General features: G+C 46.6%; 24 protein-coding genes and 1 other RNA gene. 22 read left to right on the top strand and 3 right to left on the bottom strand.

What is annotated here, in order from left to right:
• Positions 1 to 21 precede the first annotated feature (21 nt).
• The 10 genes from MHH92_RS21020 (at position 22) to rnpB (ending at position 10588) form a co-directional block, all read left to right on the top strand.
• Positions 22 to 162 carry a YqzL family protein gene (locus MHH92_RS21020; protein WP_074095877.1) on the top strand — a complete coding sequence of 47 codons (141 nt, stop codon included), beginning with the start codon at positions 22 to 24 and terminating at the stop codon, positions 160 to 162.
• A gap of 33 nt (positions 163 to 195) precedes the next feature.
• Positions 196 to 948 carry a DNA repair protein RecO gene (gene recO / locus MHH92_RS21015; RefSeq protein ID WP_047843778.1) on the top strand — a complete coding sequence of 251 codons (753 nt, stop codon included), beginning with the start codon at positions 196 to 198 and terminating at the stop codon, positions 946 to 948.
• Between the two features lie 410 nt (positions 949 to 1358).
• Positions 1359 to 2246, top strand: a complete 888-nt coding sequence (gene glyQ, locus MHH92_RS21010) for a glycine--tRNA ligase subunit alpha (protein WP_017687252.1) — start codon at positions 1359 to 1361, stop codon at positions 2244 to 2246.
• Positions 2239 to 4314, top strand: coding sequence for a glycine--tRNA ligase subunit beta (glyS, locus tag MHH92_RS21005; protein WP_340906069.1), 2076 nt, complete (start codon positions 2239 to 2241; stop codon positions 4312 to 4314). Before glyQ ends, glyS begins: the two co-directional genes overlap by 8 nt.
• 229 nt (positions 4315 to 4543) lie before the next feature.
• A complete protein-coding gene (locus tag MHH92_RS21000; RefSeq protein ID WP_017687254.1) occupies positions 4544 to 5011 on the top strand; it encodes a YaiI/YqxD family protein in 468 nt (155 codons plus the stop codon).
• A gap of 47 nt (positions 5012 to 5058) precedes the next feature.
• A complete protein-coding gene (gene dnaG, locus MHH92_RS20995) occupies positions 5059 to 6879 on the top strand; it encodes a DNA primase (RefSeq protein ID WP_221821991.1) in 1821 nt (606 codons plus the stop codon).
• A 43-nt stretch (positions 6880 to 6922) separates the two neighbouring features.
• On the top strand, positions 6923 to 8062 hold the full coding sequence (gene rpoD, locus MHH92_RS20990; protein WP_017687256.1) for an RNA polymerase sigma factor RpoD: 1140 nt from the start codon (positions 6923 to 6925) through the stop codon (positions 8060 to 8062).
• Positions 8063 to 8246: 184 nt separating this feature from the next.
• The gene (locus MHH92_RS20985) at positions 8247 to 9005 is read left to right on the top strand and encodes a tRNA (adenine(22)-N(1))-methyltransferase (RefSeq protein ID WP_253501989.1); all 759 of its coding nucleotides are present in this window, start codon (positions 8247 to 8249) and stop codon (positions 9003 to 9005) included.
• Positions 8981 to 10096 (top strand): Nif3-like dinuclear metal center hexameric protein, encoded by a 1116-nt coding sequence (locus tag MHH92_RS20980; RefSeq protein ID WP_253501986.1) that lies wholly within the window; start codon positions 8981 to 8983, stop codon positions 10094 to 10096. Before MHH92_RS20985 ends, MHH92_RS20980 begins: the two co-directional genes overlap by 25 nt.
• Positions 10097 to 10178: 82 nt before the next feature.
• Positions 10179 to 10588: RNase P RNA component class A (rnpB, locus tag MHH92_RS20975), an RNA gene on the top strand.
• A 256-nt stretch (positions 10589 to 10844) separates the two neighbouring features.
• On the opposite strand, the gene MHH92_RS20970 is transcribed toward rnpB, so the two are convergent.
• Positions 10845 to 12074, bottom strand: coding sequence for an aminotransferase-like domain-containing protein (locus tag MHH92_RS20970; RefSeq protein ID WP_339186437.1), 1230 nt, complete (start codon positions 12072 to 12074; stop codon positions 10845 to 10847).
• 107 nt (positions 12075 to 12181) lie between these two features.
• On the opposite strand from MHH92_RS20970, the gene pdxR reads away from it, so the two are divergent.
• Together pdxR and MHH92_RS20960 are read left to right on the top strand one after the other, a co-directional pair.
• Positions 12182 to 13702, top strand: coding sequence for a MocR-like pyridoxine biosynthesis transcription factor PdxR (gene pdxR / locus MHH92_RS20965; RefSeq protein ID WP_340906064.1), 1521 nt, complete (start codon positions 12182 to 12184; stop codon positions 13700 to 13702).
• Positions 13703 to 13788: 86 nt separating this feature from the next.
• Positions 13789 to 14046 carry a hypothetical protein gene (locus MHH92_RS20960; RefSeq protein WP_036615016.1) on the top strand — a complete coding sequence of 86 codons (258 nt, stop codon included), beginning with the start codon at positions 13789 to 13791 and terminating at the stop codon, positions 14044 to 14046.
• Between the two features lie 102 nt (positions 14047 to 14148).
• On the opposite strand, the gene MHH92_RS20955 is transcribed toward MHH92_RS20960, so the two are convergent.
• Positions 14149 to 16023 (bottom strand): S8 family peptidase, encoded by a 1875-nt coding sequence (locus MHH92_RS20955; protein ID WP_036615013.1) that lies wholly within the window; start codon positions 16021 to 16023, stop codon positions 14149 to 14151.
• A 283-nt stretch (positions 16024 to 16306) separates the two neighbouring features.
• Here MHH92_RS20955 and MHH92_RS20950 point away from each other — a divergent pair, with 283 nt between their 5' ends.
• From MHH92_RS20950 to thiI, 6 genes are all read left to right on the top strand, one after another.
• On the top strand, positions 16307 to 16813 hold the full coding sequence (locus MHH92_RS20950) for a YpuI family protein (RefSeq protein WP_017687263.1): 507 nt from the start codon (positions 16307 to 16309) through the stop codon (positions 16811 to 16813).
• A 165-nt stretch (positions 16814 to 16978) separates the two neighbouring features.
• On the top strand, positions 16979 to 17197 hold the full coding sequence (locus tag MHH92_RS20945; protein WP_074095869.1) for a DUF1540 domain-containing protein: 219 nt from the start codon (positions 16979 to 16981) through the stop codon (positions 17195 to 17197).
• Positions 17198 to 17232: 35 nt separating this feature from the next.
• A complete protein-coding gene (locus tag MHH92_RS20940) occupies positions 17233 to 17646 on the top strand; it encodes a hypothetical protein (RefSeq protein ID WP_036615008.1) in 414 nt (137 codons plus the stop codon).
• Positions 17647 to 17837: 191 nt separating this feature from the next.
• The gene (locus tag MHH92_RS20935; protein WP_036674814.1) at positions 17838 to 18590 is read left to right on the top strand and encodes a lytic transglycosylase domain-containing protein; all 753 of its coding nucleotides are present in this window, start codon (positions 17838 to 17840) and stop codon (positions 18588 to 18590) included.
• A gap of 173 nt (positions 18591 to 18763) precedes the next feature.
• A complete protein-coding gene (locus tag MHH92_RS20930; RefSeq protein WP_340906056.1) occupies positions 18764 to 19912 on the top strand; it encodes a cysteine desulfurase family protein in 1149 nt (382 codons plus the stop codon).
• Positions 19913 to 19917: 5 nt separating this feature from the next.
• Positions 19918 to 21159 carry a tRNA uracil 4-sulfurtransferase ThiI gene (gene thiI / locus MHH92_RS20925; protein ID WP_253509235.1) on the top strand — a complete coding sequence of 414 codons (1242 nt, stop codon included), beginning with the start codon at positions 19918 to 19920 and terminating at the stop codon, positions 21157 to 21159.
• Between the two features lie 123 nt (positions 21160 to 21282).
• Here thiI and MHH92_RS20920 read toward each other — a convergent pair whose 3' ends face one another.
• Positions 21283 to 21993 (bottom strand): TerC family protein, encoded by a 711-nt coding sequence (locus tag MHH92_RS20920; RefSeq protein WP_036674816.1) that lies wholly within the window; start codon positions 21991 to 21993, stop codon positions 21283 to 21285.
• Between the two features lie 87 nt (positions 21994 to 22080).
• On the opposite strand from MHH92_RS20920, the gene MHH92_RS20915 reads away from it, so the two are divergent.
• From MHH92_RS20915 to MHH92_RS20900, 4 genes are all read left to right on the top strand, one after another.
• On the top strand, positions 22081 to 22740 hold the full coding sequence (locus MHH92_RS20915) for a TerC family protein (RefSeq protein WP_047843767.1): 660 nt from the start codon (positions 22081 to 22083) through the stop codon (positions 22738 to 22740).
• Positions 22741 to 23031: 291 nt separating this feature from the next.
• Positions 23032 to 23526 (top strand): hypothetical protein, encoded by a 495-nt coding sequence (locus tag MHH92_RS20910; RefSeq protein WP_253501973.1) that lies wholly within the window; start codon positions 23032 to 23034, stop codon positions 23524 to 23526.
• A gap of 177 nt (positions 23527 to 23703) precedes the next feature.
• Entirely contained in the window at positions 23704 to 25548 is a 1845-nt protein-coding gene (gene typA, locus MHH92_RS20905) for a translational GTPase TypA (RefSeq protein WP_036614992.1), read from the top strand.
• Between the two features lie 299 nt (positions 25549 to 25847).
• Complete coding sequence (locus tag MHH92_RS20900; protein WP_047843765.1) at positions 25848 to 26144, top strand: YlaH-like family protein; 297 nt, start codon at positions 25848 to 25850, stop codon at positions 26142 to 26144.
• Positions 26145 to 26153 lie beyond the last annotated feature (9 nt).

Raw genomic sequence — 26153 nt, 5'->3', positions numbered from 1 at the left:
CGAAGAGAGGATGAAATTCCGATGCGAGATTTTTCGTGGAAGGTTTTTGCGATGACGGGGGATGTGGAGTCCTATTTGTTATATACCGAGGCGTGTAACTCGTTAGGACAGGAGTCGGATAATGCAAGGGAAGTGATTGAAGATGAAGAAGCCGAAGGATAACTGGCTGATTCGGGAATGGTTAGGTGACGAGGCATGCTATACAGGGTGGAAGGGATTGTCATCCGCAGCATGGACTACGGCGAAGGGAACAAAATCATTACACTTTGCACCGAAAGCGGCGGGAAAGTAGGGGTACTCGTCCGCGGTGCCAAAAAGCCCAAGAGCCGACATGCTGCACTGGTGCAGCCGTTTACGTATGGTCAATATGTATATTTTCGCAATACAGGTCTAGGCACACTGAACGCTGGAGAAATTGTTGAATCTTATCATGAGTTGCGTGAAGATCTGGTCAAGGCCTCTTATGCCTCTTATGCGTGTGAACTATTGGATCGGGTGCTTCAGGATGAAGAGACAGGTACATTTTGGTTCAAACAGTTAAAGGCGTGTTTGCAGGCGTTGAAGGAAGAGAAAGATCCGGTTGTTATTACAAGTCTGTACGAAATGAAAATATTACAGGCATCCGGATATGGTCCACAGTTCGATGAGTGCATCTCCTGCAACCAGGAGCGACCAGATGAGCAGTTGTTTATAAGTCCCAGACTTGGTGGCGTCTTGTGTCGAGCATGCAAACATTTTGATCCTCCAGCGATGTCAGTTAGTCCAAAAGCTTTGAAGTTGTTGCGTTTATTCGCACAGTTGGATCTGCAGCGCTTAGGGAATATATCAGTGAGTGAATCTACCCGTGATGAGATCAAAAAGTTGATGCGTGCTTTTATGGATCATCAGCTTGGTCTGAATCTTAAATCCCGTTCTTTCCTCGATCAGATGGAGAAGTACGGGATTTGAGGCGTTTTGGTGGAAGTGAAACTATATCTTGACTTCATACTAGATTTTATATATTATGAAATATAATTTCTCTTTATGAGACATGCATTGAACGAGAAAGTAAAAGACTGGATTTATTGCATTTATGGAGACAAGTCGTTGTATAACACTTGGGAATCATGAATGAGCGAGCCGGGGATGGTGGGAGCCTGGCTGAATCGGTTTTTGAAACGGCACTCGGGAGCATGAATGGACACGGAAAAGTGGGCTGGAACGAACAGGATCATCTTGTTTGATCTAAGCCAAGTAGGGTGGAACCGCGGGAATAGCTCTCGTCCCTACGTCTGTACAACAGGCGTAGGACGGGGGCTATTTATTGTTGTCTTCACCGTCCTAAGCTTGCTAACAAACCATTGAAAAGGAGCATGATTATGAATTTTCAGCAGATGATTCTAACGCTGCAACAATTCTGGGCCGAGCATAACTGTATTATTGTCCAGCCATACGATACGGAAAAAGGGGCAGGTACGATGAACCCGATGACCTTTTTACGCTCGCTTGGACCCGAACCTTGGAAAGTGGCCTATGTGGAGCCTTCCCGTCGTCCTTCGGACGGACGTTATGGTGAGAACCCTAACCGGCTGTACCAGCATCATCAGTTCCAGGTAATCATCAAGCCTTCTCCGGACAATATTCAGGAAATTTACCTGGAAAGTCTGAAACGTCTTGGCATTGATCCGCTCAAACATGATATTCGGTTTGTTGAAGATAACTGGGAGAATCCTTCCCTTGGTTGTGCAGGTCTTGGTTGGGAAGTATGGTTGGACGGAATGGAAATTACGCAATTTACGTATTTCCAACAGGTCGGTGGGATCGAGACAAATCCGGTAGCTGTTGAAATTACGTATGGTATGGAGCGTTTGGCTTCTTACATACAAGATAAAGAGAATGTGTTTGATCTGGAATGGGTGGAAGGTATCACTTATGGTGATGTATTCCGTCAGCCAGAATTCGAACACTCTAAATATACGTTTGAAGTATCTGATGTCAAAATGCTGTTTACACTCTTCAACATGCATGAAGAAGAAGCAAACAAGGCCATGGCGCAGCATCTGGTATTCCCGGCATATGACTATGTGCTGAAATGTTCCCACACGTTCAACCTGTTGGATGCACGTGGAGCCATCAGTGTAACGGAACGTACGGGTTACATCACACGTGTTCGTAATCTGGCTCGCCAAGTCGCTGCAACATATATGGAAGAGCGTGAGAAGCTAGGCTTCCCGCTGATCAAGAAAGGGGGAGCCGAGCATGTCTAAGGATCTATTGTTCGAAATCGGGTTGGAAGAAGTACCTGCACGCTTTATGCGCGCAGCAATCGCACAGCTGCAAGAGCGTGTCGTGAAATGGCTTGACGCATCCCGCATTGCTTATGGTGAAGTGAATGCATATGCTACACCGCGCCGTCTGGCTGTTTTGATTCAGAATGTGGCTGAAAAGCAGGAAGATATCGAGGAAGAAGTGAAAGGTCCTTCACGCAAAATTGCCCTGGACGACAGTGGCAATTGGAGCAAGGCTGCACTCGGATTCGCCCGCAGTCAAGGTGTTGAACCCGATCAGTTCACGTTCAAGGAACTGAACGGTGTCGAATATATCTATGCAACGAAGAGCAGCAAAGGTGTGGAGACGGCTTCTGTAGTTGGCGAAGGATTACTTTCTGTATTACATGCCATGACGTTCCCAAAATTCATGCGTTGGGCTTCCTATGATTTCAAATTTGTACGTCCAATCCGCTGGATTGTGGCTATGCTCGGCAGTGAGGTTATCGATCTGGAAGTGACAGGTGTTAAGTCGGGTAATGTAACTCGCGGACATCGTTTCCTCGGTAAGGAGGCTGTGATCTCCACTCCGTCTTCATACGTGGAAGTGTTGCGTTCCGAACATGTCATTGCTGATATCCAGGAACGTGAACAGATGATTGTATCCCAAATTCAGGCACTGGCTGCGGAGAAAAAATGGGATATTGCGATTAAGGAAGACTTGCTGGAGGAAGTTCTGTTCCTGGTGGAAACACCTACCGTATTGTTCGGGACATTTGACTCTTCATTCTTGAACATTCCACAAGAAGTATTGATTACTTCCATGCGTGAGCATCAGCGTTATTTCCCTGTACTGGACAATGAAGGACAATTGTTGCCATTCTTCGTGACGGTTCGTAACGGCGGAAGTGATTCACTGGACGTTATTGCCAGAGGGAATGAAAAAGTTCTGCGTGCACGTCTGTCTGATGCCAAGTTCTTCTATGAGGAAGATCAGAAGCTACAGATTAAGGATGCATTGTCGAAGCTGGAAAGTATCGTCTTCCAGGAAGAATTGGGAACGGTTGGAGATAAAGTGCGTCGTATTCGCAAGATTGCCGATGGACTTGCTACCAAACTGCAAGTATCCGGTGATGTTGCTGAATCCGTTAGCCGCTCAGCAGATATCTGCAAATTCGATCTGGTGACACTGATGGTGGGAGAATTCCCGGAACTGCAAGGTGTGATGGGTGAGGATTACGCTCGTAAAGCTGGCGAAAAAGAAGAAGTGGCCAAAGCGGTATTTGAACACTATCAGCCACGTTTCGCTGGAGATCAGTCCCCTGCTTCTCTTGTTGGTGCCATTGTGAGTGCTGCGGACAAAATGGATACAATCGTGGGTTGTTTCTCCATCAACATTATTCCAACGGGTTCTCAAGATCCGTATGCGCTGCGCCGTCAGGCTGCAGGTATTGTACAGATTTTGCTGGATCACAAGCTTCCGCTGACATTGTCAGACGTGTTCGGAGTAGCACTTCAAGTACATGCCCAGATGAACCTGTTGAAACGTGCAGACGAAGAGGTTCGTAAAGATCTGCAAGACTTCTTTGGTCTTCGTGTGAAAAAATTGTTGTCCGAAACAGTTCGCTACGACGTAGTAGATGCCGTAATTTCTTCCGGATTCGATGATATTAGCGCTGTGGTTCCAAAAGGTGAAGCGTTGATGGCGGCTGTTATGACAGGAGACGCATTCAAAACAACGGTTGAATCGTTCAACCGTGTGGGTAATCTGGCGGCCAAAGCATCCAATGCTTCCGTACATCCAGAACTGTTCACAGAAGATGGAGAACGTCAGTTACATGAGGCATGGAGCAAAACGAATGCAGAATATCGTCAGGCGTTGACTCAGCATCATGCTGCTGAAGCACTGGCTATTGCATCTGCCTGGAAGGATGGTATTACCTCATTCTTCGATTCGGTCATGGTTATGGCCGAGGATGAAGCTGTTCGGGCGAATCGACTTGCCTTGCTCGCGGCTATTGATCGTGACTTGAAAGGATTTGCTGATTTTTCCAAGTTGGTTTGGTAATTGGGCGTATTTCATGAGTCCTTTTCCACAGACTTGGTGCAAAGCTAAAATTCAGTATTAAAGAAGGATATATGAGGGTATAAATATACGGAACGGGTTGTGAAATGTATTTTTGACAACCGCTCCGTATTTTAGCCTTTGATTTCCCTCGTTCCGGCAGAAGGATTTTGCCTGGCCGGGGTCGTATATAACAATATGCAGCTATTTTATGAAACCGGGTGGTCTGGGTTTGAGTGAGTTAAATATACGCCACATTGTTGTGGATGGTGATGCTTGCCCGGTCAAAACCGAGATTGCGCAAACCGCTCGCCTTTTCAACATCCCCGTATTGTTAGTCTCTTCATTTGATCATTTGCTTCAAGGAGGAGAAGGGGTACGAACCGTGCAAGTGGATCGCAGTGATCAGAGCGCAGACCTGTATATTGCTAATCATATTAAGCCATATGATGTGGTTATCACTCAGGACTATGGACTTGCGGCACTTGCGCTTGGCAAACGTTGTTATGTTTTGTCCTTTCGTGGTCGTGAGTTCAACGATCGTGACATTGATTTCATGTTGGATTCTCGTCATACTGCGGCCAAAGCACGAAAAAGAGGCCATTACGGGAAAGGCCCAAAGCCTTTCACAGAGCAGGATCGAGAAATGTTTCAACATAAACTGACAAAACTTTTAAAAGATTTGCAGGAGAATGTGTAAGTTTATCGAATTATATTTACGTGTTGAAGAGATGAAGGTGGCCAGAGATGAGTACCGGACAAGGCGGTATACCCGAAAGTATTATTGAATCGGTGTTACAGCAGAATGATATTGTCGATACGGTGAGCCGATTTGTGCATCTGACCAAACAGGGGAAGTATATGAAAGGCCTCTGTCCTTTTCATTCCGAGAAGACGCCTTCGTTCACCGTTACACCTGAGAAACAAATTTTCTACTGCTACGGTTGCGGCACGGGTGGAAATGCCATCAAATTCAGGATGGAAATCGAAGGGTTATCCTTTCCCGAGGCTGTCAAAACGATGGCGGAAGAAAGTCACATCTCTATGGGGGACTGGCAAGGGCGTGAATCTGCTCATGTGAATCCGGAGACGGAACGTCTGTTGGAGGCTTATGAGCTTACCGCGAAGCTGTATCATTTTTTGTTGAAAAATACAGAGCACGGCAAGTCAGCCATGGAGTATTTACGCTCAAGAGGTTTTGGCGACAAGTTAATCGACCAGTTCCAGATTGGTTTTGCACCAAATCGTTGGGACACACTGGTACAATTTCTTGAGAAACGTAACTATCCGCTCGAAGAGATGGAAAAGGGTGGACTTCTGTCACCGCGAAATGAAGGTCAGGGATATGTGGATCGATTCCGAGACCGGATTATGTTCCCGATTAATGGCAGGAGCGGTAAGCCGATTGCATTTGCAGGACGCATATTGGGAGATGGGCAACCGAAGTATCTAAATTCACCGGAAACCCGGTTATTTAACAAAAGCCGTGTTCTCTATAATCTGCATCATGCCAAAAATGCAATTCGCAAACAAAGACAAGCCATTTTGTTTGAAGGATATGGTGATGTCATCTCCGCATGGGATCAGGATATCCAGAATGGTGTAGCGGCAATGGGTACTGCGTTAACCGAGAATCAGGCACTGATGCTCAAAGGGATGTGCGACGAAGTCATCATATGTTATGACGGCGACAGAGCAGGACAGGCTGCTGCACTCAAAAACTTCCCTATTCTTGAGGAAGCTGGATTGCAGGTCAAAGTGGCTCTCATTCCCGAGGGACTTGACCCGGATGATTTTATCCGGAAGCATGGTGGTGAACGGTTCCGAAACCAGATTGTGGACGGTGCCGTGACCACTACAAAATTTAAACTTATAAACTTAAAAAAAAGCCATATACTGCTAGAGGGTGGCGGACAAATCGCCTATTCGAAAGAAGCAGTAAAATTGATTGCCCCCTTACCTTCTCCAACAGAGAGGGAAGTGTATCTCCGTGAACTGGCTGCAGAAGTGGACGTATCCTTCGAAACATTGAAGCAGGAGTGTAATGAAGAACGGGAGGCAATGAAAAATAACCTCCAGTACGGGGATAATAACCCGAAAAGGTGGAATAATGGTAGGCAACAAAATAGGCAGGTGCCTACACCTAATCTGTTGCCGGCTTATCACGCTGCCGAACGCAAACTGATTGCCTGGATGTTGCAGGATGATGAGGCTGCCCAGTACGTGAATGAACATCTTGGTGAAGCATTTAACTTGGAGGATCATGCAGCTATTGCTGCTTATCTATATGCCTACTATGCACAAGGCAAACCGTCGGATACAAGCCGTTTTATGTCTTCACTGCATGACGATCGCCTGGAAAAAACGGTCAGTTCAATCTCGATGATGGATGGTCCAGGTGAATGGAGTATTCAAATGCTCGATGATTGCATCAGGGAAGTGCTGAAGCATCCGCGTAAGAAAGAGTACGATTTGAAAAAAGAAGAGATGATTGCTGCAGAGCGGGCAGGTGATTCTGTACGCGCGGCACAGATTGCAATTGAAATGATTGCCCTAGAGAGACAGTGAACGTCTGATGATTAGATGTTTCTAGGGAGGAGGGAGTCGAATTATGGCGAATGATCAGCATACTGAACTAGAAACAGAATTGACACTGGATCAGGTTAAAGATCAATTGATTGAATCAGGTAAGAAAAGAGCTTCGCTGAATTACAAGGAAATTATAGAGAAACTCTCTCCTTTTGAGCAGGATGCAGAGCAAATGGATGAGTTCTATGAGCAACTGAGCGATCTGGGTATCGATGTAGTGAATGAAAACAATGAAGAGGTTACACTTCGTCCTAGTGAAGATTCCGAGAACAACACCAGAGAGGGAGAGGACGAATTCCACTTTGATGATGATCTGAGCTTGCCGCCAGGTATCAAAATCAATGACCCTGTCCGTATGTACCTCAAGGAAATTGGTCGTGTGCCACTGTTGTCGGCAGATGATGAAGTACAACTGGCTAAACGGATTGAGAACGGGGATGAAGAAGCCAAGCGTCGTCTGGCTGAAGCTAACTTACGGCTCGTTGTCAGTATCGCCAAGCGTTACGTTGGACGTGGAATGTTGTTCCTTGATTTGATTCAGGAAGGTAATATGGGTCTGATCAAAGCGGTTGAGAAGTTCGACCACAAAAAAGGATACAAGTTCAGTACGTATGCTACATGGTGGATCCGCCAAGCGATCACTCGTGCTATTGCTGACCAGGCGCGTACAATCCGTATCCCTGTGCACATGGTGGAGACGATTAATAAGCTGATCCGGGTATCCCGTCAGCTGTTGCAGGAACTTGGGCGTGAACCGACACCAGAAGAAATCGCTGCTGAGATGGATCTGAGTGTAGAGAAAGTTCGTGAAATTACGAAGATTGCACAGGAACCGGTTTCTCTGGAAACACCAATTGGTGAGGAAGATGATTCCCATCTGGGTGACTTCATTGAAGATCAGGAAGCACTTGCTCCGGCGGATGCTGCTGCGTATGAGTTGCTGAAAGAACAGCTCGAAGATGTATTGGATACATTGACTGAACGTGAAGAGAACGTGCTTCGTCTACGTTTTGGTCTGGACGATGGACGGACGAGAACGCTGGAGGAAGTCGGCAAGGTATTTGGTGTTACGCGTGAGCGTATTCGTCAGATCGAAGCCAAGGCTCTTCGTAAGTTGCGTCACCCGAGTCGTAGTAAACGACTCAAGGATTTCCTCGAATAATCGAACTATGGGAGACTTTCCGCAAGACGCTTTAGCGGCGGCGGGGTCTCCTTTATTTTTAATTTAAACGTCTTGATTTCTTGGTTTTGGAAATTCATCCTTGAAATGTTTTATTGGATTTTATTTTATCGCTTTTCCTTGTTCAATGCAAATCAATAAATTAAATGAATGGTGTAGGTGCTTCATGAAACTTTCGAATCGATTACAGCGAATACATGATCAAATTCCCGATGGCAGCCGCATGGCTGATATCGGTTCAGACCACGCGTTGCTACCAGTAGCCGCAATCCGCAGTGGGAAAGCTGCAAGTGCAGTAGCCGGGGAAGTCAATCCTGGCCCTTATGATGCTGCATGCAAACAAGTCAGCGATGCTGGCCTGAAAGAAAAAATCACGGTGCGTCGTGGAGACGGTCTTGATGTGATCTCTGCGGGTGAAGTGGATGTCATCACCATTGCAGGTATGGGCGGTGCCTTGATTGCTTCTATTTTGGACAGAGGTATATCCAAACTGGAAGGAGTCCAGTTACTTATTTTGCAACCAAATGTGGGTGAGGATATCCTCAGACGCTGGTTACTGGAGCATCACTGGGTGGTTGTAGCAGAACAGTTGCTCGAAGAAGATGGCAAGATTTATGAGATTATAACGGCGATGCCACAATCTGTAAGCCCTATTGCCAATGTAGAGGTGTATCGTGCACGTCCGCTTCAAGGCGGGGCAGAATTAACGGAAGATTTGCTGCTGCGGATGGGACCTTATTTGGTGGATCGTCCATCGGATGTATTTTTTGCCAAATGGGAAAGTGAGATCATCAAGCTGCAAGGGGTTGTTAACTCCATCTCCAAATCCGATCAGGATTCTTCCCGGGACAAGGCGGCTGAGGTAGAGCGTCTTATCGCAAACTTGAAGGAGGTTTTGGCATGTTTGCCAAAGGTCAAACTGTAATTCAACTGATGGAGCAACTCGCTCCCAAACATCTGGCTGTACCGGATGACCGCATTGGTCTCCAGCTTGGCAGTTTGCAAAAAGAAATCAGTCACGTGTTAGTAGCTTTGGATGTGACGGATGAAGTGGTGGACGAAGCGATTCGCATTGGAGCCAACCTGATTATCGCTCATCACGCCATCATTTTCCGTCCGGTTAAGTCACTGAGTACAGATACACCTATGGGTAAATTGTATGAAAAGCTGATTAAGCATGATATTGCTGTCTATATCAGTCATACAAACCTGGATGTGGCTGAGGGTGGGATGAATGACTGGATGGCCGAGGCACTTGGCATCGAGAGTAAAGAATCGCTGGAAGATGTACACACAGATCATCTGTACAAGCTGGCTGTGTTTGTGCCTCGTACCCATCATGAACAGGTTCTTCAGGTCATTCTGGAAGCCGGAGCGGGGAGTATCGGTCAATACAACAAGTGCAGCTTTAACACGGAAGGTACAGGAACGTTTGTACCTGGTGAAGGGACTCAACCGTTTATCGGTACCCAAGGGCAGATGGAACGTGTGGAAGAAATGCGTATTGAGACCATCGTACCCCAAAGTCTGAGAAGTAAGGTCGTTCAGGCGATGCTTAAGGCTCATCCGTATGAGGAAGTGGCCTATGACCTCTATGCAATGGATTTAAAGGGCCGTACGCTCGGTCTGGGACGCTTGGGACCCCTTAGGGAACCTAAGACATTAGGTGAGCTAGTGGAGGTCGTGAAGACCCAATTCAATGTGCCTCATGTGCGGGTAGTAGGAGATCTGAACAAGCAGATCAAAAAAGCAGCGGTTCTTGGCGGCTCTGGCAGCCGTTACGCGCTCACTGCCCGCTTCAAAGGTGCGGATGTTATTGTGACCGGAGATATCGATTATCACACGGCTCATGATGCGTTAATGGCAGGTATGTGTATCATCGACCCGGGACATAATTCCGAGAAGATTATGAAACCAAAAACAGCGGATTGGCTTCGTTCCCGTTTGGAAGAAAAACGATATGATACGCAAGTTACGGCTTCTGAGGTAAATACGGAAGTATTCCAGTTTATCTAAAAAGACCGTTGATGTGCAGCTCCCAGTAATATTAAGCTTGTCTGGGAACCTAAATGCCTGTATACTATGTAATGTTGTTCGGAAAGCTTGACAGACAATCGCTGGTGGCCTTTGTTGCCACGAGAGGAAAGTCCGGGCTCCACAGGGCAGGATGCTGGATAACGTCCAGTCAGCGCGAGTTGAAGGATAGTGCCACAGAAATGGACCGCCGATGGCCGGATTTTCCGGCACAGGCAAGGATGGAACCGAGGTGTAAGAGACCCCGAGGAACGCTGGTGACTTCGTTCCTGGTAAACCCCATCTGGAGCAAGACCTAATGGGACACAGCCGCCTTTTCGGAGGAGGCAACCTTAGCCCGAGGTGTGTCTAGGTTGGTCGCTTGAGCTGTGCAGCAATGTATGGCCTAGATAGATGATTGTCGCTTCTGGTGGGAGGGTAGTTCCCGTATGAACCACGAAGAGCACAGAACCCGGCTTACGGTAAGCTTTCCTAACTGCAACAACAACACTATTGCAACACAATGTAGTCCACCTATCAGTCGAGGACAGCTCGTATGAATTATCCGATGGCCTGACTGATCAGAAGGACCCACAAACATCTAAAAAAACATAACTCCTGTTGATAACAGGTTCTATAAAAATAAGGCGGCAGTTCCGAGATTCTCGGGCCTGCCGCCTTATTTTTGTTTCTCATATCAAGTTATTAACCTTCATACGCTAAAGAATCGCGAAACGTTTATGACAGTTCATTACAGTGTAACAACACTGTCGGATGTTAAGGAAGCATGCCAACGTTGGATGGCGCGATCCATTCTTTCCACGGCTTCCGGAAGGAGCTCAGGGTCCGTATGAGTAAAGTTGATCCGCATGCGGTTTAACTCCGGTGTACCTGCATAGAAAGAATCACCTGGCACGATGCACACTTTCTCCTGGATACCGTAAGTGAACAGATTGCTTGCCAACATGCCTTCAGGCAGTTGCAGCCACAAGAACATACCACCTTGTGGTGAATTCCACGAGATACCTTCCCATGCTTTGGCTGCCATAAGAGTAGTCAGTGTTTTCATGCGTTTTTCATAATCCTCTGAAATATGGCGGATATGCGCATCCAGATCGAAAGATTCAAGCAGTGCATGAAGCGCTCTTTGGTCAATGCTGCTGGAGTGCAAGTCGGCACCTTGTTTGGCTCGTGCTGCCATTTTGACAATATCGGGAGCAGCCAGTATCCAGCCCGTACGAAGGCCAGGTGCTACCGTTTTGGAGAATGTACTGGTGTAGATAACGTTGGAAGGGCCGTCATAGGATACTGCATCCAGTTCTGCGAGAGCAGGGACATCCAATTGCTCCGGATTAAACCGAATTTCACCATAGGGATCATCTTCCAGAATAAGTACACCATACTTGCGGCACAGATCCACAGCTCGCTGTCTTCTTTCTCGTGACCATACTTTTCCCGTAGGATTGGAGAACGTGGGGTTAATGTAGACAAGTTTTGGACGATGCAACTGGAGTTGTTCCTCCAGAGATTCAGGCAACATACCGTGATCATCACAGGCTACGCCGTGAGATTCAGCTTGATAGGAATGAATGACTTGCAGAGCAGCGAGGTAGGTTGGTGATTCAACCAATACGCGGTCACCCGGGTCGAGAAGGATGCGGCAAACCAAGTCAATGGATTGCTGTGAACCCGTAGTGAGAAGCATGTGATCGGGTGAAGCGGGAATGCCCTTGGATTCAAGACGTTCGGCGATTTTGGCGCGAAGAGGACGGTAACCCTCAGTCTCCGCATATTGAAGAGCGGCTGCTCCGCTCATAAATACTTTTTCATATGCAGCGCGGATGGCTTCCAGCGGGAATGAAGTCTGGGCGGGTAATCCACCGGCTAGAGAGATCATTCCAGGTGCCTGAGCGGCCTGGAGCATGTCGCGAACGACAGAGGACGGGGTGTTTTGTGCCATTTTGGACCAAGGGATACTCATGTTATTCTCATCTCCTGTTATTCACTGTTATACTGATATTATAAACTATAATAGACGGACTACACTATAACAGTAAAATGAAGATCATAACAGTTGGGGGAGCACATATGCATATTGAATTAAAGCGGGGAAGCAGTACCAAATTGTACGTGCAGATTGCGCTAACGATTGCCGATCGCATCAGATCAGGACTCATCGAACCCGGAACCCGACTTCCTTCTGTGCGTAAAATGACCGCGGATTTGGGTGTCAGCCTGGTCACTGTATCCAAAGCGTATGCTGAACTTGAAGCGATTCAATTGATCACCTGCTCCCAGGGGAAAGGTTGTTATGTGAGAGGTACATTGAACGTGGATCAGATGGAGGATGTGGACCGAACGCAGCGGAACAATGCCAACAGTGAATCCGGTACGTCATGGAATTGGCAGATGGCACTGGTGGATTATTTACCGCGAGCCCAGCTCTGGAGACATTTTGATACGTCACCTCAAGTGCGGTATGAACTTCATATGTCAGCGATTCAGCCTGAACTGTTGCCTACACGCGAGATTATCGACAGCGCCTACCGACTCTCCTCTGATCATACAGAGCGTATGGCAGCTTACGGATCTTTTCAGGGGGATCGGGAGCTTAGACAGATCTTGGCCGAACACTTTGCCGAGCGTGGACTACAGGCTACACCTGAACGCATGTTAATTACAAGTGGTGCTCAGCAGGGAATCGATCTTGTGGCACGAACTTTTGTCGGACCTGGGGATGTTGTATACATGGAGGCACCAAGCTATACCGGAGCCATTGATGTATTTACGAGTAGAGGCGCGAAGATCATTACGGTCCCAATGGATGACGAAGGCATGCGTATTGATCTGTTGACCCGATTATGTGATACCTATCCGCCCAAGCTGATCTATACGATCCCGACCTATCACAATCCAACAGGTATCACGATGAGTGCAAGAAGACGAGCACAACTTCTTAATCTCGCGCAAAGCTACCACTGCCTCATTCTGGAGGATGATCCGTTTGCAGATCTTTATTTTCGGGACCCTCCCCCGGCTTCCATTAAATCGATGGATGGGACAGGTCATGTCGTATATATTAAAAGCTTCAGCAAGGTGTTGTCTCCCGGTTGCCGTATAGCCTGCGCCATCGCAGACGGAAGTGTATTGACCCGGCTTGTGGCCGCGAAATCTACGGCGGATCTGGGGAGTCCGCTGCTTACACAAAAGGCACTGCAATCTTTCATTCAGAATCAGTACGGTGCCTATGTATCCCGATTGAGGGATGAATTGTATTCTCGCTTGTGCGCAGCATCTGAAGTGCTGGAAGAGCATGCTACTATGGGCATGCAATGGCGCTTGCCAGAGGGAGGACTCAATCTGTGGCTCCAACTCCCGAGTAACTTGGATATGCGTGAGTTGCATCATCAGTCACTTGCTGCAGGGGTCTCTTTCCTCCCTGGTTCAGCCTGTTATGTAGGGGAGATGGATACACCAAGTCTGCGTATCTGCTTCACGGTAACAAACGTTGAGCTTTTGTGTGAGGGACTTCGTGTACTGTGCCAAGTCATTGACAGAGTAACACCTGGGCAGGGTGGGACAGTGGCGGACAGGCTACCGCTCATATAATTTTTCGGACTATGGACATACATCCAATCCACTTTCGATCTGTTGCAATAGGTTATAGTATCACCAGAAAGGGAGTTGGTTTTGAAATGAACCATTACTGTCCACCGCTTTGCCCGATTGTCTGTGACCCGATCCAGGTTGTTGAGGATTATTACATCCCACAAATCGTGCCTGTAATCCACCCGATTGAAGTGATCAAAAAACATCACTGTGTTCCGATTCATCACCACATGTATCCTGTTGTTGTCAAAGAAGAAGACCCTTGCTATGTATCCAGCCATAATCCGAAGAAAAAATCCGTAAAAAAATCAAGCAAAGCCCGCACAACTTCTCGTAAACGCTAATCGCAGCGGGTGCCCCGGGGAAATGGATATAAACCAAAAAGAGCAGCGTACGCCCCGGGGCGCAGCTGCTTTTGTATTTTTTACAGATTATCCTCTTTACGCTTACTGCGTATACTTTTTCATCGTATTATCCATTTGTTGTCTGACATGTTGCGGCCAGAACTGCAAAGGAGCGCTGTTGCCTGATGCGGCTTGCAGTGCCTTATAGACATCGATTTGCCCATAGCCAAAATACTTATCGTGACCTGGATCACCGAGGTCAATAACACTTTGGCGCATCAAATCCATCACTTCCGTGTTGGTCAAGTCCGGGTTCAACGAACGAATCAAACCTGCAAGTGCGGCTACATGAGGGCTAGCCATGGACGTTCCAGACAAGGCCGCATACTGATTATTTGGATAGGTACTGGCGATACTGGACCCTGGAGCCATCACATCAACATAGTCCCCGTAGTTGGAATAGGAAGCTTTGCTCATATCCGGGTCCGTAGCAGATACGGCAAATACTTCCGGATAAGCAGCAGGGTATCCTGGACGCTCTGTATTATCATTCCCCGTGGCTGCAATCAGGACGATATCCCGGTCAAAAGCGTATTTAATGGCATCATGAAGAAATTGCGCATCAGCATAATTGCCCAGACTCATGTTGATAACTTTGGCTCCATGATCGGCTGCCCAGATGATGCCTTCGGCAACGGCATATGTGGTACCAGAACCTGAGTTGTCGAGTACTTTAACCGGTAGTACCTTGTTATACCAGCTCATGCCTGCCACGCCTTCGTTATTGTTGACAATAGCGCCGATAATGCCTGCGACGTGTGTTCCATGTCCCACATCATCCATCGGTTGGCTTCCCGGCTCGACCACATTATAACCCTCAAGGAGCTTGCCCTTCAGGTCAGGATGATTCATATCAACCCCGGTATCAACTACTGCTACGATGACATCTTTGTTTCCCTTGGTAATATTCCAACCTCTGTTTGTCTCAATCGCAGGCAGGTTCCACTGATAATCGGAGAACAAAATGTCATTGGGTATCGTTACATCTGTTTGTTCAGTTACAGTATCATTGGTTAAATACATATAGTGGGGCTCCATATAGAGTGGATTCCATTTGCTATCGAAATAACTATGCAATTGTTTGTAACTCATGTGTTCTGACCGAAAAACATACGTGTATCCCAGCTTGCGCGCAGATTGCGCTCTCAGATCGGATTTAATAATACGCATATCCCGTTCACCGGGATCTTGGCGAAAACGGATGACGATTTCATTTTCATAAAAATGACTGGCATTTGCATTATCATGTCCAGTTTTTACTGTGATTTCGTTAAGCGTATCCGGGTGAACAGACTCAATTTTGAATTTACCCTCACGCGGATAAGGGATCATGCGCAGATTTTTGCGCTGATGTTGTTCAACAGCATTTAATACGTTCTGACTGAACAAGGCAATTACAGCTCTTTTGCCATCTTTGGAGGGTTGCCCCATAACAAAGTATTTTTCTTTTCCCAAAGGAAAAGAAGAGGATTCAAAACTTTGACGTTTGTTTACCGCTTTTTTGGCAAGGTTGAGCGAATGTTGAAGCTTCTGTTGTTCCAACTTGCTTCCTTGTGTGGAGGCGTGATCAAAGGGCTTGTTAAAAGAGCCATTGGTATTCATCAGATGAATGGATCTGATATGTTCATGTGAACTTTGGAGATCATTCACATATCGGCTAACCTGCGCAGCATTCATTGTGGCGGTTTTCTCCAGCATGATACTGAGATGTTGCTTGGCATCCATACGGGTCAGAAGATCGGTTGCTTTGACATCCTGCACTTTCAGACGATGCTTACTCGTGTGCTCCTCATGAGCAGAGTCAGACAGGGCACCTGGCTTAGGTTCGGGACGATTGGATGTTGGAAGCAGGAGCGTCAGAGCGAGTGCTCCTGCACCAGCCGCAAGGGCCCAGTTAATCCATTTCGGTCTGGACATGGTGGATGGAACCTCCTTCGTTCATTTTGGACAATCATTAACAGTGCTTCGTCGTTGTCACTGGTTATATCTATCGTTAGAAAAAGCGGATATTTTTATGCAGGCGGGTTCGAGTCTAACTGCGTATAATAGGCATGATTAACGGCAGAAGCGGAAAGCATGATTAAGGGATACCGCTCGTCATCTTTTTATGGTAGGATTATAGCTGAGAATTCAAAGGTCAGGGGAAAACCACCGTTGGCCGACCTATATGTAAGGACTTATTTAAGGGGGAGCTACCTTTATGTCAGCAGCCAATGTACAGAAAACATGTGAGTCAACTAGGGAAAAGTTAAAACCGGCTATCGATCGGATTGAAAATTTTTTGAATGAGAATGCTTTGCCTGAACTGGATCAGAATCAGACGGAAGAATCAACAGCCTTCTACAAAGGATTTCTTTCAGATCTCCGTCATTTGCTCGTTTTTTCTGAAGTTTCTTACGAAAAACTTGGCGTTGTGCTGCGTCGTGCCAACTTTGATGTCGATTTTGCCGAAAAGGCTCTTTATAATACGTATCACCAATGCGTAAACAGCTTTTTCTATCCCAAAAATGAATGTTATTCCGAAGACGGAAGATACGCTTACACAGGACAAGATGCCATTCGTTTCCGTGACAAGCCAATCCGTGCAGTACGGGATGTCATTCTTGAGGTTTCCAAAACGTACGAAGAATTGCGCGATGATCTGGCATATTATGAAAGTGATTACCTGACTCAGCGCCGTATGCAAAATCAACGGAATCATGCCTAATTAACGTTTAAACCTGAATATGAAATTGGACGAAACCGCCCTTGTGGCGGTTTTTTTGTGTTTTTAGTGAGAATCAGACGAGGTGTGATCATGTCATCATCTGGCATTTTGACGGGGAATATCAGGTTTGTGGCGGGGAGACAATAGTAGTCGAGGTGATAAAAAATGAGCCAAGACAAACCAATTGTCAAATGCAGCGTCTCCAACTGCAACTTTTGGGGAGAGAACAACTTCTGCCACGCTGATGCCATCATGATTGACATCGACCAACATGCCACCCGTCGTCTGCACGAGGAATTTGCCGGTGAGACATTTGACTCCGATCACCATGATCATGCACGCACATCCTCTGCAACATGCTGTCACACGTTCAAACCCAAGTGAGCAGTCATCCCTATTCATAACGGAGGTGCTTCCCAATGAAAAATGACGATAATAAGTTTAATTTTCAGGATCGCCCTAAAATCAATGTTGACGGTGAAAAACAGCGTATGCGCGTCGATTATCCCAGAAAAGCACATCGGGAAGAATACGGGGCAGAGGTCGCTCCTCCGACTGTCGTAAGAACTGGAGGTACCGAACGGGCAGAGCCTGTACCTGAGAAGCATGAGGCAGACCGGGTCATGGAATCAACAGGCAAGGTTGCGGGTTACATGGGACTTGCCTTCGGGATCGCGTCTTTGTTCATGTGGTCAATCGTACTTGGACCGGCCGCAGCCGTACTGGGTTACTATGCCTATGTGAATGGTCGTAAGACAGCGGGAGCCTGGTCCATTGGACTGGGTGTTGTAGCTACGCTGAGTTATTTCTTCATGATTCCATTCGCTCGCTAACGTGTAAAATGATTCATTCAAAAGCCTTCTGTTCTCACCCAAATGTGGTGAACTACAGAAGGTTTTTTTCGTATATGCGCAGGTTAAGTGGAGAGATTCATATATTTTTTTGAAAACAATGGAACCTTGCTGTAAAACGATGTAGAATAAGGTCATAATACGCTTAAATTATACGGGAGTGGGTATAACTCATGCAGATTGATCCAAGCGGATCGCGGCAGTTGTTGGAACTGCAATTGTCCAATGTGAATAACCAAACCAGTGGATCACAATCGGATGCTGGTTCAACAGTGGATTTCGCCAATGTGATGGACGGGCTGTTAGGTACGGGTGCCAATTCGACAAGCAATACAGATTCCACCGCTACGGTCTCCAAAAGATCCAGTGATGGTCTGTTGTGGCTGCAACTCGGAAGCACGTACAATCCAGATATAAATACGGCAGGATCGTCCTCTGTCTCCAATAACATCGTTGAGTCTTTATTATCTTCATCCAATACAGGAATCGTGGATTCCGGTGCATCTGTACCTACGGATTATGAATCTTTGATTGCCGAGGCAAGTGCCAAATACGGTGTTCCTGAATCATTGATCAAGGCCGTCATTGACACAGAGTCCAATTTCAACCCAAATGTGGTGTCCTCCGCCGGTGCCAAGGGGCTTATGCAATTAATGGATGGCACGGCTGCAGGGCTGGGTGTGAGTAATTCATTTGACCCTGCCCAGAACATTGATGCGGGTACGAAGTATCTTTCCCTTCAGCTCCAGCGTTTCGGTGGAGAAGTGAAGATGGCACTTGCTGCATATAATGCAGGGCCAGGGCGTGTTTCACGTCTGGGCGTGTCGAGTGATAGCGAACTGATGAGTGTACTTAACCGTTTGCCTTCAGAAACACAGAATTATATCTCCAAGGTGGAGAAGGCACAGTCGAAATATGTGATCTAAACTCACAGATAGACAGTTGTGAAAACACATGGTAGGCAGGATGAGATCAAATGTGGGAGCAGAAGCGCTTGAAACGCCTGTTCCCGATTGGTCTTTTTGTGTTGTATGGGTATCGTGTTACAATGCTCACTGTAGGTACATGAACGAAGAGATAAAGGGAGGTCTAACCTCATTTGAAATATTTTGATTATGCTGCAACCACACCTCCCCATCCTGATGTGATTCGTACGATGGCCGAAATTATGGAGACACAATTCGGTAATCCGTCCTCCATCCATGGGTATGGAGAGCGTGCCGATCAGTTGCTGCGTCGTGCTCGATCTGGATGCGCTGCTGCAATCGGCGTTAAGCCTGAAGAGATTGTATTTACTTCCGGTGCCACCGAGAGTAACAATCTTGCGATAAAAGGTGCGGCATTACGTTATCAGTCACGAGGCAGACACATCATCACTACGGCTACCGAGCATGCCTCGGTGTACGAAAGTTTTATGCAATTGCAGCAGTGGGGATGGGAAGTGACATTAGTTCCCGTGAATTCCGATGGAGTGGTCAACGCTCAGCAGGTTGTAGACGCGATCAGGCCCGACACGGTGCTTGTAAGTCTGATGCATGTAAACAATGAAACAGGAGCCATCCAACCGATTGCAGAGATTGGCAAACAGCTCAAAAAGAAAGCACCACGGGTGCTTTTCCATGTGGATGGTGTTCAAGGCTTTGGAAAAATGAAGGCGACACCTGCCGTTTGGGGTGCAGATCTATACAGTCTGTCTGCTCACAAGATACGTGGACCGAAGGGAGCAGGTCTCCTGTATGTGCGAAGTGGAGTGGAGCTTACGCCACTATTGTCAGGAGGATCACAGGAGCAAGGCCTAAGAGCAGGCACAGAAAACGTGGCCTTGCTGGTAGGCATGGCAAAGGCCATGCGAATGGCAGCAGAAGATCAGGTTGATTTTGCCCGGCGTACAACGGTGCTCCGTGATCGATTGATGGAAACGATACGTGCCATTCCTGAATTTGAATTGAACAGTCGCCCAGAGGGTGCACCTCATATTGTACACTTCTCCTATCCCGGGATGAAGGCAGAAGTGGCGCTGCACACCTTGGAGCAACTTGGCGTAACCATATCGACCCAATCTGCCTGTTCTTCGCGTTCGGCTGAACCGAGTCGGGCTCTACTTGCGATGGGCAGAGATGCAGCTTGTGCTATTGGCGGATTGCGTATTAGTCTTGGAGATGAACATACAGAAGAAGATGTAGCCTTGCTTGAACAGGCTTTACATCAGATGGTGGCGCAGTTGCGGCCCCTCGAAAGGCGGATGTAATGGATATGAAATATGATATGCTGCTTCTCCGTTTCGGAGAGTTTATGTTAAAAGGGAAAAATCGTGCCCGATTTGAGAAAACGATCATTACACAGGTGAAAGCTTTGCTTAAACCTTATCCAGGAGCGAGCCTTCGCAAAGAATATGGCCGTGTCTATGTGGATCTTGGCGGTGAATCACATACTGAACTGATTAAGGTGCTGAAGCGGGTATTTGGTGTGATGTCGATTAGTCCGGTTAAAGTTACTCCATCCGAGCTTGATGAGATTGTGAAAACAGCAGTTGCGTTTATGGACGAAAGGGAAGACGAATTCAAGGAAGGCACCACATTCAAGGTAAATGTAAGGCGGGTATGGAAGGAGTTCCCGAACTCTTCCCATGAAATGAACCATTTGGTCGGTTCCCCGATCCTTCGGAAGTTCCAGCAATTAAGTGTTGATGTTCATCAACCTGATATTGAACTGCGAGTGGAAATTCGGGATCAGGGTACCTATATTTTCAACGAAACCATTCCGGCAGTAGGCGGCTTTCCACTGGGCACGAATGGCAAAGCAATGGTACTGCTATCAGGTGGAATAGACAGCCCGGTGGCAGCCTGGTCTTCCATGCGCCGTGGACTTGAAGTGGAATGTGTACATTTTTACAGTTACCCGTTCACAAGCGAGCGCGCCAAAGAGAAAGTCATTGATTTGGCACGTGCCCTTGCTGATCATGCAGGAACAATCAAGCTGCATCTGGTTCCTTTTACAGAGATTCAAACGGCATTTACTCAACTGGGTCAGGATAATCTGATTATTACGCTGATGCGACGTTCAATGCTGCGAATTGCATCCAAACTTGCCGAGCGTGAGCGGGCATTAGCACTGATCACCGGGGATAGCTTGGGCCAAGTAGCGAGTCAGACTCTTCCGAGTATGAATGTCATTGGTCGTGCGACGGATCTGCCACTGTTGCGACCACTGGTTATGATGGATAAACAGGAGATCATTACCCTGTCCAAACAGATCGGAACGTATGACATTTCTATTTTGCCATATGAGGATTGCTGTACTCTCTTTGTGCCAAAGTCACCTTCAACCAATCCAAATCTTCGAATTGTGGATAAAATCGAATCAACAATGAGCCATCTGTCAGAATGGGTGGATCAGGCGGTGGAACAAACTGAAACGATCACACTGCACGCCGGTGAAACTTCTGTGGTAACGAATCCGACAGGCGACAATGGCATGAAGGATGACTGGTTCTAAACTCAATAAAAATTAGCATGGCTGACATAATAAGGGCTATGTTAACTGCAAAAAAAGGACTGTCCGATGAAATATCGTTCAGTCCTTTGCTGTATTCAGATGAAATTGTTATTTTAAATTAGCCTAAGAATAGGAACGTTGCTGTTCCCCGCCAGATCCCTTGTGGCTGGAACTGCTGGAGCGTTTGCGATAACCTGCAAACACTACACCTGCAATAACCACAACGATGAAGAGAATGCGCAATGCCGGATGTTCCGTAAAGTAAGGCAAGAGTCGCTGTTCCTCGGTGATCATATTGGAAGCCGTATACCCGAGAACAATGGCTCCGACATAGATGATCCAAGGAAAGTGATTAATTAGCTTGATAAACAGGGTACTGCCCCAGACGATAATAGGTACACTAATCAGGAGTCCAAGGATGACAAGCACGAGATGCTGCTGCGCTGCTCCAGCAACTGCAATCACGTTATCTAATCCCATGGCTGCATCCGCGATCACGATGGTACGAATAGCGGTCCACAAGGAAGTTCCCGCCTGGACATTATTGTGTTCATCTCCCTGATCCGCCAATAATTTATAGGCAATCCAGATCAGAAGTATGCCTCCCACAAGCAAGAGCCACGGAACTTTAAGCAACCATAAAACAACAACTGTTGCTAAAATTCGAATCAAAAGTGCGCCGCCAGTTCCATATAGAATCGCCTTTTTCTGCACGGAAGGGTGCAAATTTCGAGCTGCGAGACCAATGACGATGGCATTATCCCCAGCCAGAATTAGATCAATAAAGACAACGTTCAGCAAAGCCAGCCAGAATGTGGGACTAAATAGCTCCATGATATATGTCACTCCTTATATACGGTTCAATCATTAAGAATAGCATGGACAACTCCGACATACAAGTTAATGTGGGGGGATGAGGACATGGATACACTATGGCTTTTAACTGAAATTTTAATGATCAATCTGGTATTAAGTGGAGATAATGCGGTTGTTATTGCGCTTGCCAGCAAGGATCTGCCACCAATACAACGCAAAAAAGCGGTATGGTGGGGAGCTTTTGGCGCGGTGCTGCTGCGTTGTGTGTTAACCTTTGTAGCGGTATTATTGCTGGGGATTCCCTTTATCCAAGCGGCAGGTGGGCTGTTGCTACTCTGGATTGCAGTAAAGCTGCTGCTTCAAAATGAGGATGAAGTACATATTCGAGAAGCTTCTACGACCTGGAAAGCCATTCAAACCATTCTGATTGCCGATTTTGTAATGAGCTTGGATAATGTTTTGGCCATAGCGGCTTTGGCAGATGGAGATTTGGCTCTGATCGTCATTGGTATTGCAATCAGTATCCCCATCGTCGTATGGGGGAGCGGCTTAATTGTTGGTTTGTTGAAGCGATTTCCGATTCTTGTATTCGTCGGATCAGGCATCCTGGCCTTCACAGCAGGTGAGATGGTGATGAAAGACCCCAAGTTAGGAGAATGGCTGGGAGGTATGGCATCAGAGGTGCATACGCTGCTACCCGTAGCCATGGCTTGTCTTGTGGTTGCGATTGGAGGCGCACATAAATTTGTGCGGAAGAACGCATAGTTTAATTTTGGATAAAAGCTTGAACATATGACCGTCTGAACCGTCCGGTTTAGGCGGTTTTGTGGTGAGAGAATACGCTTGTCAATACAACAACCATTGGGCTGGTCATAAGTTGCACATTTTAGGGTAATACAGGTAAAGGGCGCACGCAAAGTGCGACATAAAGTATAGTTTTTTGCCGAAACATCGGATACACTAGAAGCATGATTACAGGTTTGAATATCAACAGTCAGCATGGAATGCGTATCGTTTATGAAGAAATAAAGTACATAGCCATAGTATAAGAGGTGATTGAGGATGAGAAATGAAAAAGCGATTGGACTATTTATTGCAGCTGCGGGAATTATTATTCTGCTTGGCAAGTTTGGCGTGTTTGGATTTATTGGTCGTAATTTCTGGCCTTTGCTGATCCTGCTGCCAGGCATCGCCCTTCATGCGTTATATTATGCGCGTATTTCACCATCGTGGTCACTCGTTCCTGCCGGCATACTAACGGTGTATGGTGTTTTATTCAGTATAACGAATACATGGGGCGCTGGACTTATGAGCAGGCTGTGGCCAGCATTCTTGCTAGGGATCGCCATAGGGTTACTCGAACATGGAATGGCTGAACGACGAAGACCGGAATATGTGTTACCTGCAGCTTTGATCCTTGGTGCGGTGTCCATCATATTATTCGGATTTACCTTGCTGCAAACGGGAATAATCTATGTACTTGCTGTCCTTTTGATCTTGGGTGGAGTCTGGTTATTACTTGGACGAGGACGTCAAGGGAGAGGCTGGTAACATTCCCAGTGGTCTTTTCGTGCGAAATATCTTGATTTTTACCTATAATAAACTATAATATAAGGGATATAGACATGCGTCGGGATATCACCGACGCTTATTTTGTGAGTAACCTGCGAAATTGCGGGAAGTTTAAGTAGATATGATTTGAAATTGGAAAGGATATGGATACAAAACATGCATTCAAGAGAACACATTCGCAATATTGCGATTATTGCCCACGTCGACCACGGAAAAACAACACTCGTTGACAAGTTGCTCCAGCAATCCGGTACTTACCGAGATCACGAAACGGTACAGGAGCGCGTAATGGACTCCAACGATTTGGAGCGTGAACGCGGTATTACGATTTTGGCCAAAAACACGGCTATAACTTATAAAGATTACCTGATTAATATTGTGGATACACCAGGACACGCCGACTTCGGTGGTGAAGTTGAACGTATCATGAAAATGGTTGACGGTGTATTGCTCGTTGTTGATGCTTATGAAGGCTGTATGCCACAAACGAAGTTTGTACTTCGTAAAGCACTCGAGCATAACCTGACACCAATCGTTGTTGTAAACAAAATTGACCGTCCAGCGGCTCGTCCGACTGAGGTTATTGATGAAGTATTGGACCTGTTCATTGAACTGGGTGCCAACGATCAACAACTCGAATTCCCTGTTGTATATGCTTCCGCATTGAACGGAACATCCAGCATGGATAATGATCCTGCCAAACAAGATGACAACATGATGGCGATCTACAATACCATCGTTAGTCATATCCCACACCCTACCGAAAATGTTGAAGAACCACTTCAATTCCTCGTTACTTTGATGGACTACAATGAATACCTTGGCCGTATTGCCATTGGTCGTGTTAACCGCGGTGTGATCCGTCAAGGACAATCGGTAACGGTTATTATGCGTGATGGTAAGAGTAAAACTGCACGTATCGAGAAACTGTTTGGTTTCCAAGGTCTCAAACGTATTGAGACGGAAGAAGCAGGAGCAGGCGACATCGTTGCCATTGCAGGGATCAAGGACATCAACATTGGTGAAACCATTGCCGACCCTAACAACCCGGAAGCTCTGCCAGTTCTGAAAATTGATGAGCCAACACTGCAAATGACGTTCCTCGTGAACAACAGTCCATTCGCAGGTCGTGAAGGTAAATGGGTAACTTCCCGTAAACTTCGTGAGCGTTTGTTAAAAGAGTTGGAAACAGATGTTTCCCTTCGTGTTGACGAAACGGATAGCCCTGATGCATTTATCGTTTCCGGACGTGGTGAGCTTCACTTGGGTATCCTGATTGAAAATATGCGTCGTGAAGGATATGAGCTTCAAGTATCCAAACCAGAAGTTATCGTAAGAGAAGTTGACGGTAAGAAAATGGAACCTGTTGAGCGCTTGTTGATTGATATCCCTGAAGAGAGCATGGGTTCCGTAATGGAGAGCCTGGGCGCACGTAAAGCAGAGATGGTTAACATGGTTAACACAGGTAGTGGTCAAGTTCGTCTGGAGTTCCTGATTCCAGCACGTGGTTTGATCGGATATAGCACCAACTTCCTGACATTGACTCGTGGTTACGGTGTAATGAACCATGCATTTGACAGCTACGCTCCAGTAGTATCCGGTCAAGTGGGTGGACGTCACCAAGGCGTGTTGATCTCAACTGAAACGGGTACATCTACGTTCTATGGCATGATGGGCGTTGAAGATCGCGGTACGCTCTTCTTGGAGCCGGGTACTGAAATCTACGAAGGTATGATTGTTGGTGAACATACACGTGACAATGATATCGTTGTTAACATCTGCAAAGAAAAACAACTGACTAACGTTCGTTCTTCCGGTAAAGATGATACGGTTAAAATTAAAACTCCAATTATCTTCTCGTTGGAACAGGCGCTTGAATATCTGAATGAAGATGAATATTGTGAGATTACACCAAAATCTATTCGTCTTCGTAAAAAGATCCTGAACAAATCCGAGCGTGAACGTGCAGAAAAACAACGCAAAATGGCTTCTAAAGCCTAATAACAACAAAATAAACTATATAAGTTAGCATTTGATGGGCCCGGCAAGTAACGAGAGGGTTGTACAGCTAAAGTAGTGTAGGGATCAGAATCGATTCTGAAGAAGCGAAGCGCTCGCCTTTATCCCCGGATTTTACCATTGAGTAACTGGATCAAAAAAATCTGGGGATAACAGCGATCAGAAGAACGAGCTGAGACCGAAACGGTCACGATGCACGTACTGGCTCTCTAAGTTGCTAAAGGGAATTCCATCAATCAGTTAACTTATCCTAGCATGAACACGAAAGGAGCTGGCTGTGCATGCAAGCATGGTTCGCGTCAAACCCGATCGTAGCCTACATCGTCATCTTTGTATTGATTACTTACGTATATAACAAGGTGTTTCGGGTACGTCAGAAATTGCCACTTGGTAAGGAAATCGTTCTCTATATTTTGATGGCGATGGGCACATTCATGCTTCTTATTTTTCAGATCGACAAGCTGCCCATCATTCAATGTTTGTTGGTCGCGGTTGGTTTGATGTTGTTAGTGAGAGTGCGTTATTTTATTGAAGGTCGTCAAAAGAAAAAAGCGGAAGCTGCCGCTCGAAACTCATAAATCCTGTCT

This window comes from Paenibacillus sp. FSL M7-1414 (assembly GCF_038003195.1).
GTDB classification, from domain to species: Bacteria; Bacillota; Bacilli; order Paenibacillales; family Paenibacillaceae; genus Paenibacillus; species Paenibacillus amylolyticus.
The sequence above is the reverse complement of the archived record's forward strand: the minus strand, read 5'-3'. Positions and strand labels throughout refer to the sequence as shown.

Coding starts and splice junctions, on each gene's coding strand:
- MHH92_RS20935 (WP_036674814.1), top strand. CDS start 17,838: ATGCAGATTGATCCAAGCGGATCGCGGCAGTTGTTGGAACTGCAATTG.
- MHH92_RS20970 (WP_339186437.1), bottom strand. CDS start 12,074: ATGAGTATCCCTTGGTCCAAAATGGCACAAAACACCCCGTCCTCTGTC.
- MHH92_RS21020 (WP_074095877.1), top strand. CDS start 22: ATGCGAGATTTTTCGTGGAAGGTTTTTGCGATGACGGGGGATGTGGAG.
- MHH92_RS20955 (WP_036615013.1), bottom strand. CDS start 16,023: ATGTCCAGACCGAAATGGATTAACTGGGCCCTTGCGGCTGGTGCAGGA.
- MHH92_RS20920 (WP_036674816.1), bottom strand. CDS start 21,993: ATGGAGCTATTTAGTCCCACATTCTGGCTGGCTTTGCTGAACGTTGTC.
- rpoD (WP_017687256.1), top strand. CDS start 6,923: ATGGCGAATGATCAGCATACTGAACTAGAAACAGAATTGACACTGGAT.
- MHH92_RS20985 (WP_253501989.1), top strand. CDS start 8,247: ATGAAACTTTCGAATCGATTACAGCGAATACATGATCAAATTCCCGAT.
- MHH92_RS20900 (WP_047843765.1), top strand. CDS start 25,848: ATGCAAGCATGGTTCGCGTCAAACCCGATCGTAGCCTACATCGTCATC.
- thiI (WP_253509235.1), top strand. CDS start 19,918: ATGAAATATGATATGCTGCTTCTCCGTTTCGGAGAGTTTATGTTAAAA.
- MHH92_RS20960 (WP_036615016.1), top strand. CDS start 13,789: ATGAACCATTACTGTCCACCGCTTTGCCCGATTGTCTGTGACCCGATC.
- MHH92_RS20940 (WP_036615008.1), top strand. CDS start 17,233: ATGAAAAATGACGATAATAAGTTTAATTTTCAGGATCGCCCTAAAATC.
- MHH92_RS20980 (WP_253501986.1), top strand. CDS start 8,981: ATGTTTGCCAAAGGTCAAACTGTAATTCAACTGATGGAGCAACTCGCT.
- MHH92_RS20945 (WP_074095869.1), top strand. CDS start 16,979: ATGAGCCAAGACAAACCAATTGTCAAATGCAGCGTCTCCAACTGCAAC.
- recO (WP_047843778.1), top strand. CDS start 196: ATGCTATACAGGGTGGAAGGGATTGTCATCCGCAGCATGGACTACGGC.
- pdxR (WP_340906064.1), top strand. CDS start 12,182: ATGCATATTGAATTAAAGCGGGGAAGCAGTACCAAATTGTACGTGCAG.
- MHH92_RS20950 (WP_017687263.1), top strand. CDS start 16,307: ATGTCAGCAGCCAATGTACAGAAAACATGTGAGTCAACTAGGGAAAAG.
- MHH92_RS20915 (WP_047843767.1), top strand. CDS start 22,081: ATGGATACACTATGGCTTTTAACTGAAATTTTAATGATCAATCTGGTA.
- typA (WP_036614992.1), top strand. CDS start 23,704: ATGCATTCAAGAGAACACATTCGCAATATTGCGATTATTGCCCACGTC.
- dnaG (WP_221821991.1), top strand. CDS start 5,059: ATGAGTACCGGACAAGGCGGTATACCCGAAAGTATTATTGAATCGGTG.
- glyQ (WP_017687252.1), top strand. CDS start 1,359: ATGAATTTTCAGCAGATGATTCTAACGCTGCAACAATTCTGGGCCGAG.
- glyS (WP_340906069.1), top strand. CDS start 2,239: ATGTCTAAGGATCTATTGTTCGAAATCGGGTTGGAAGAAGTACCTGCA.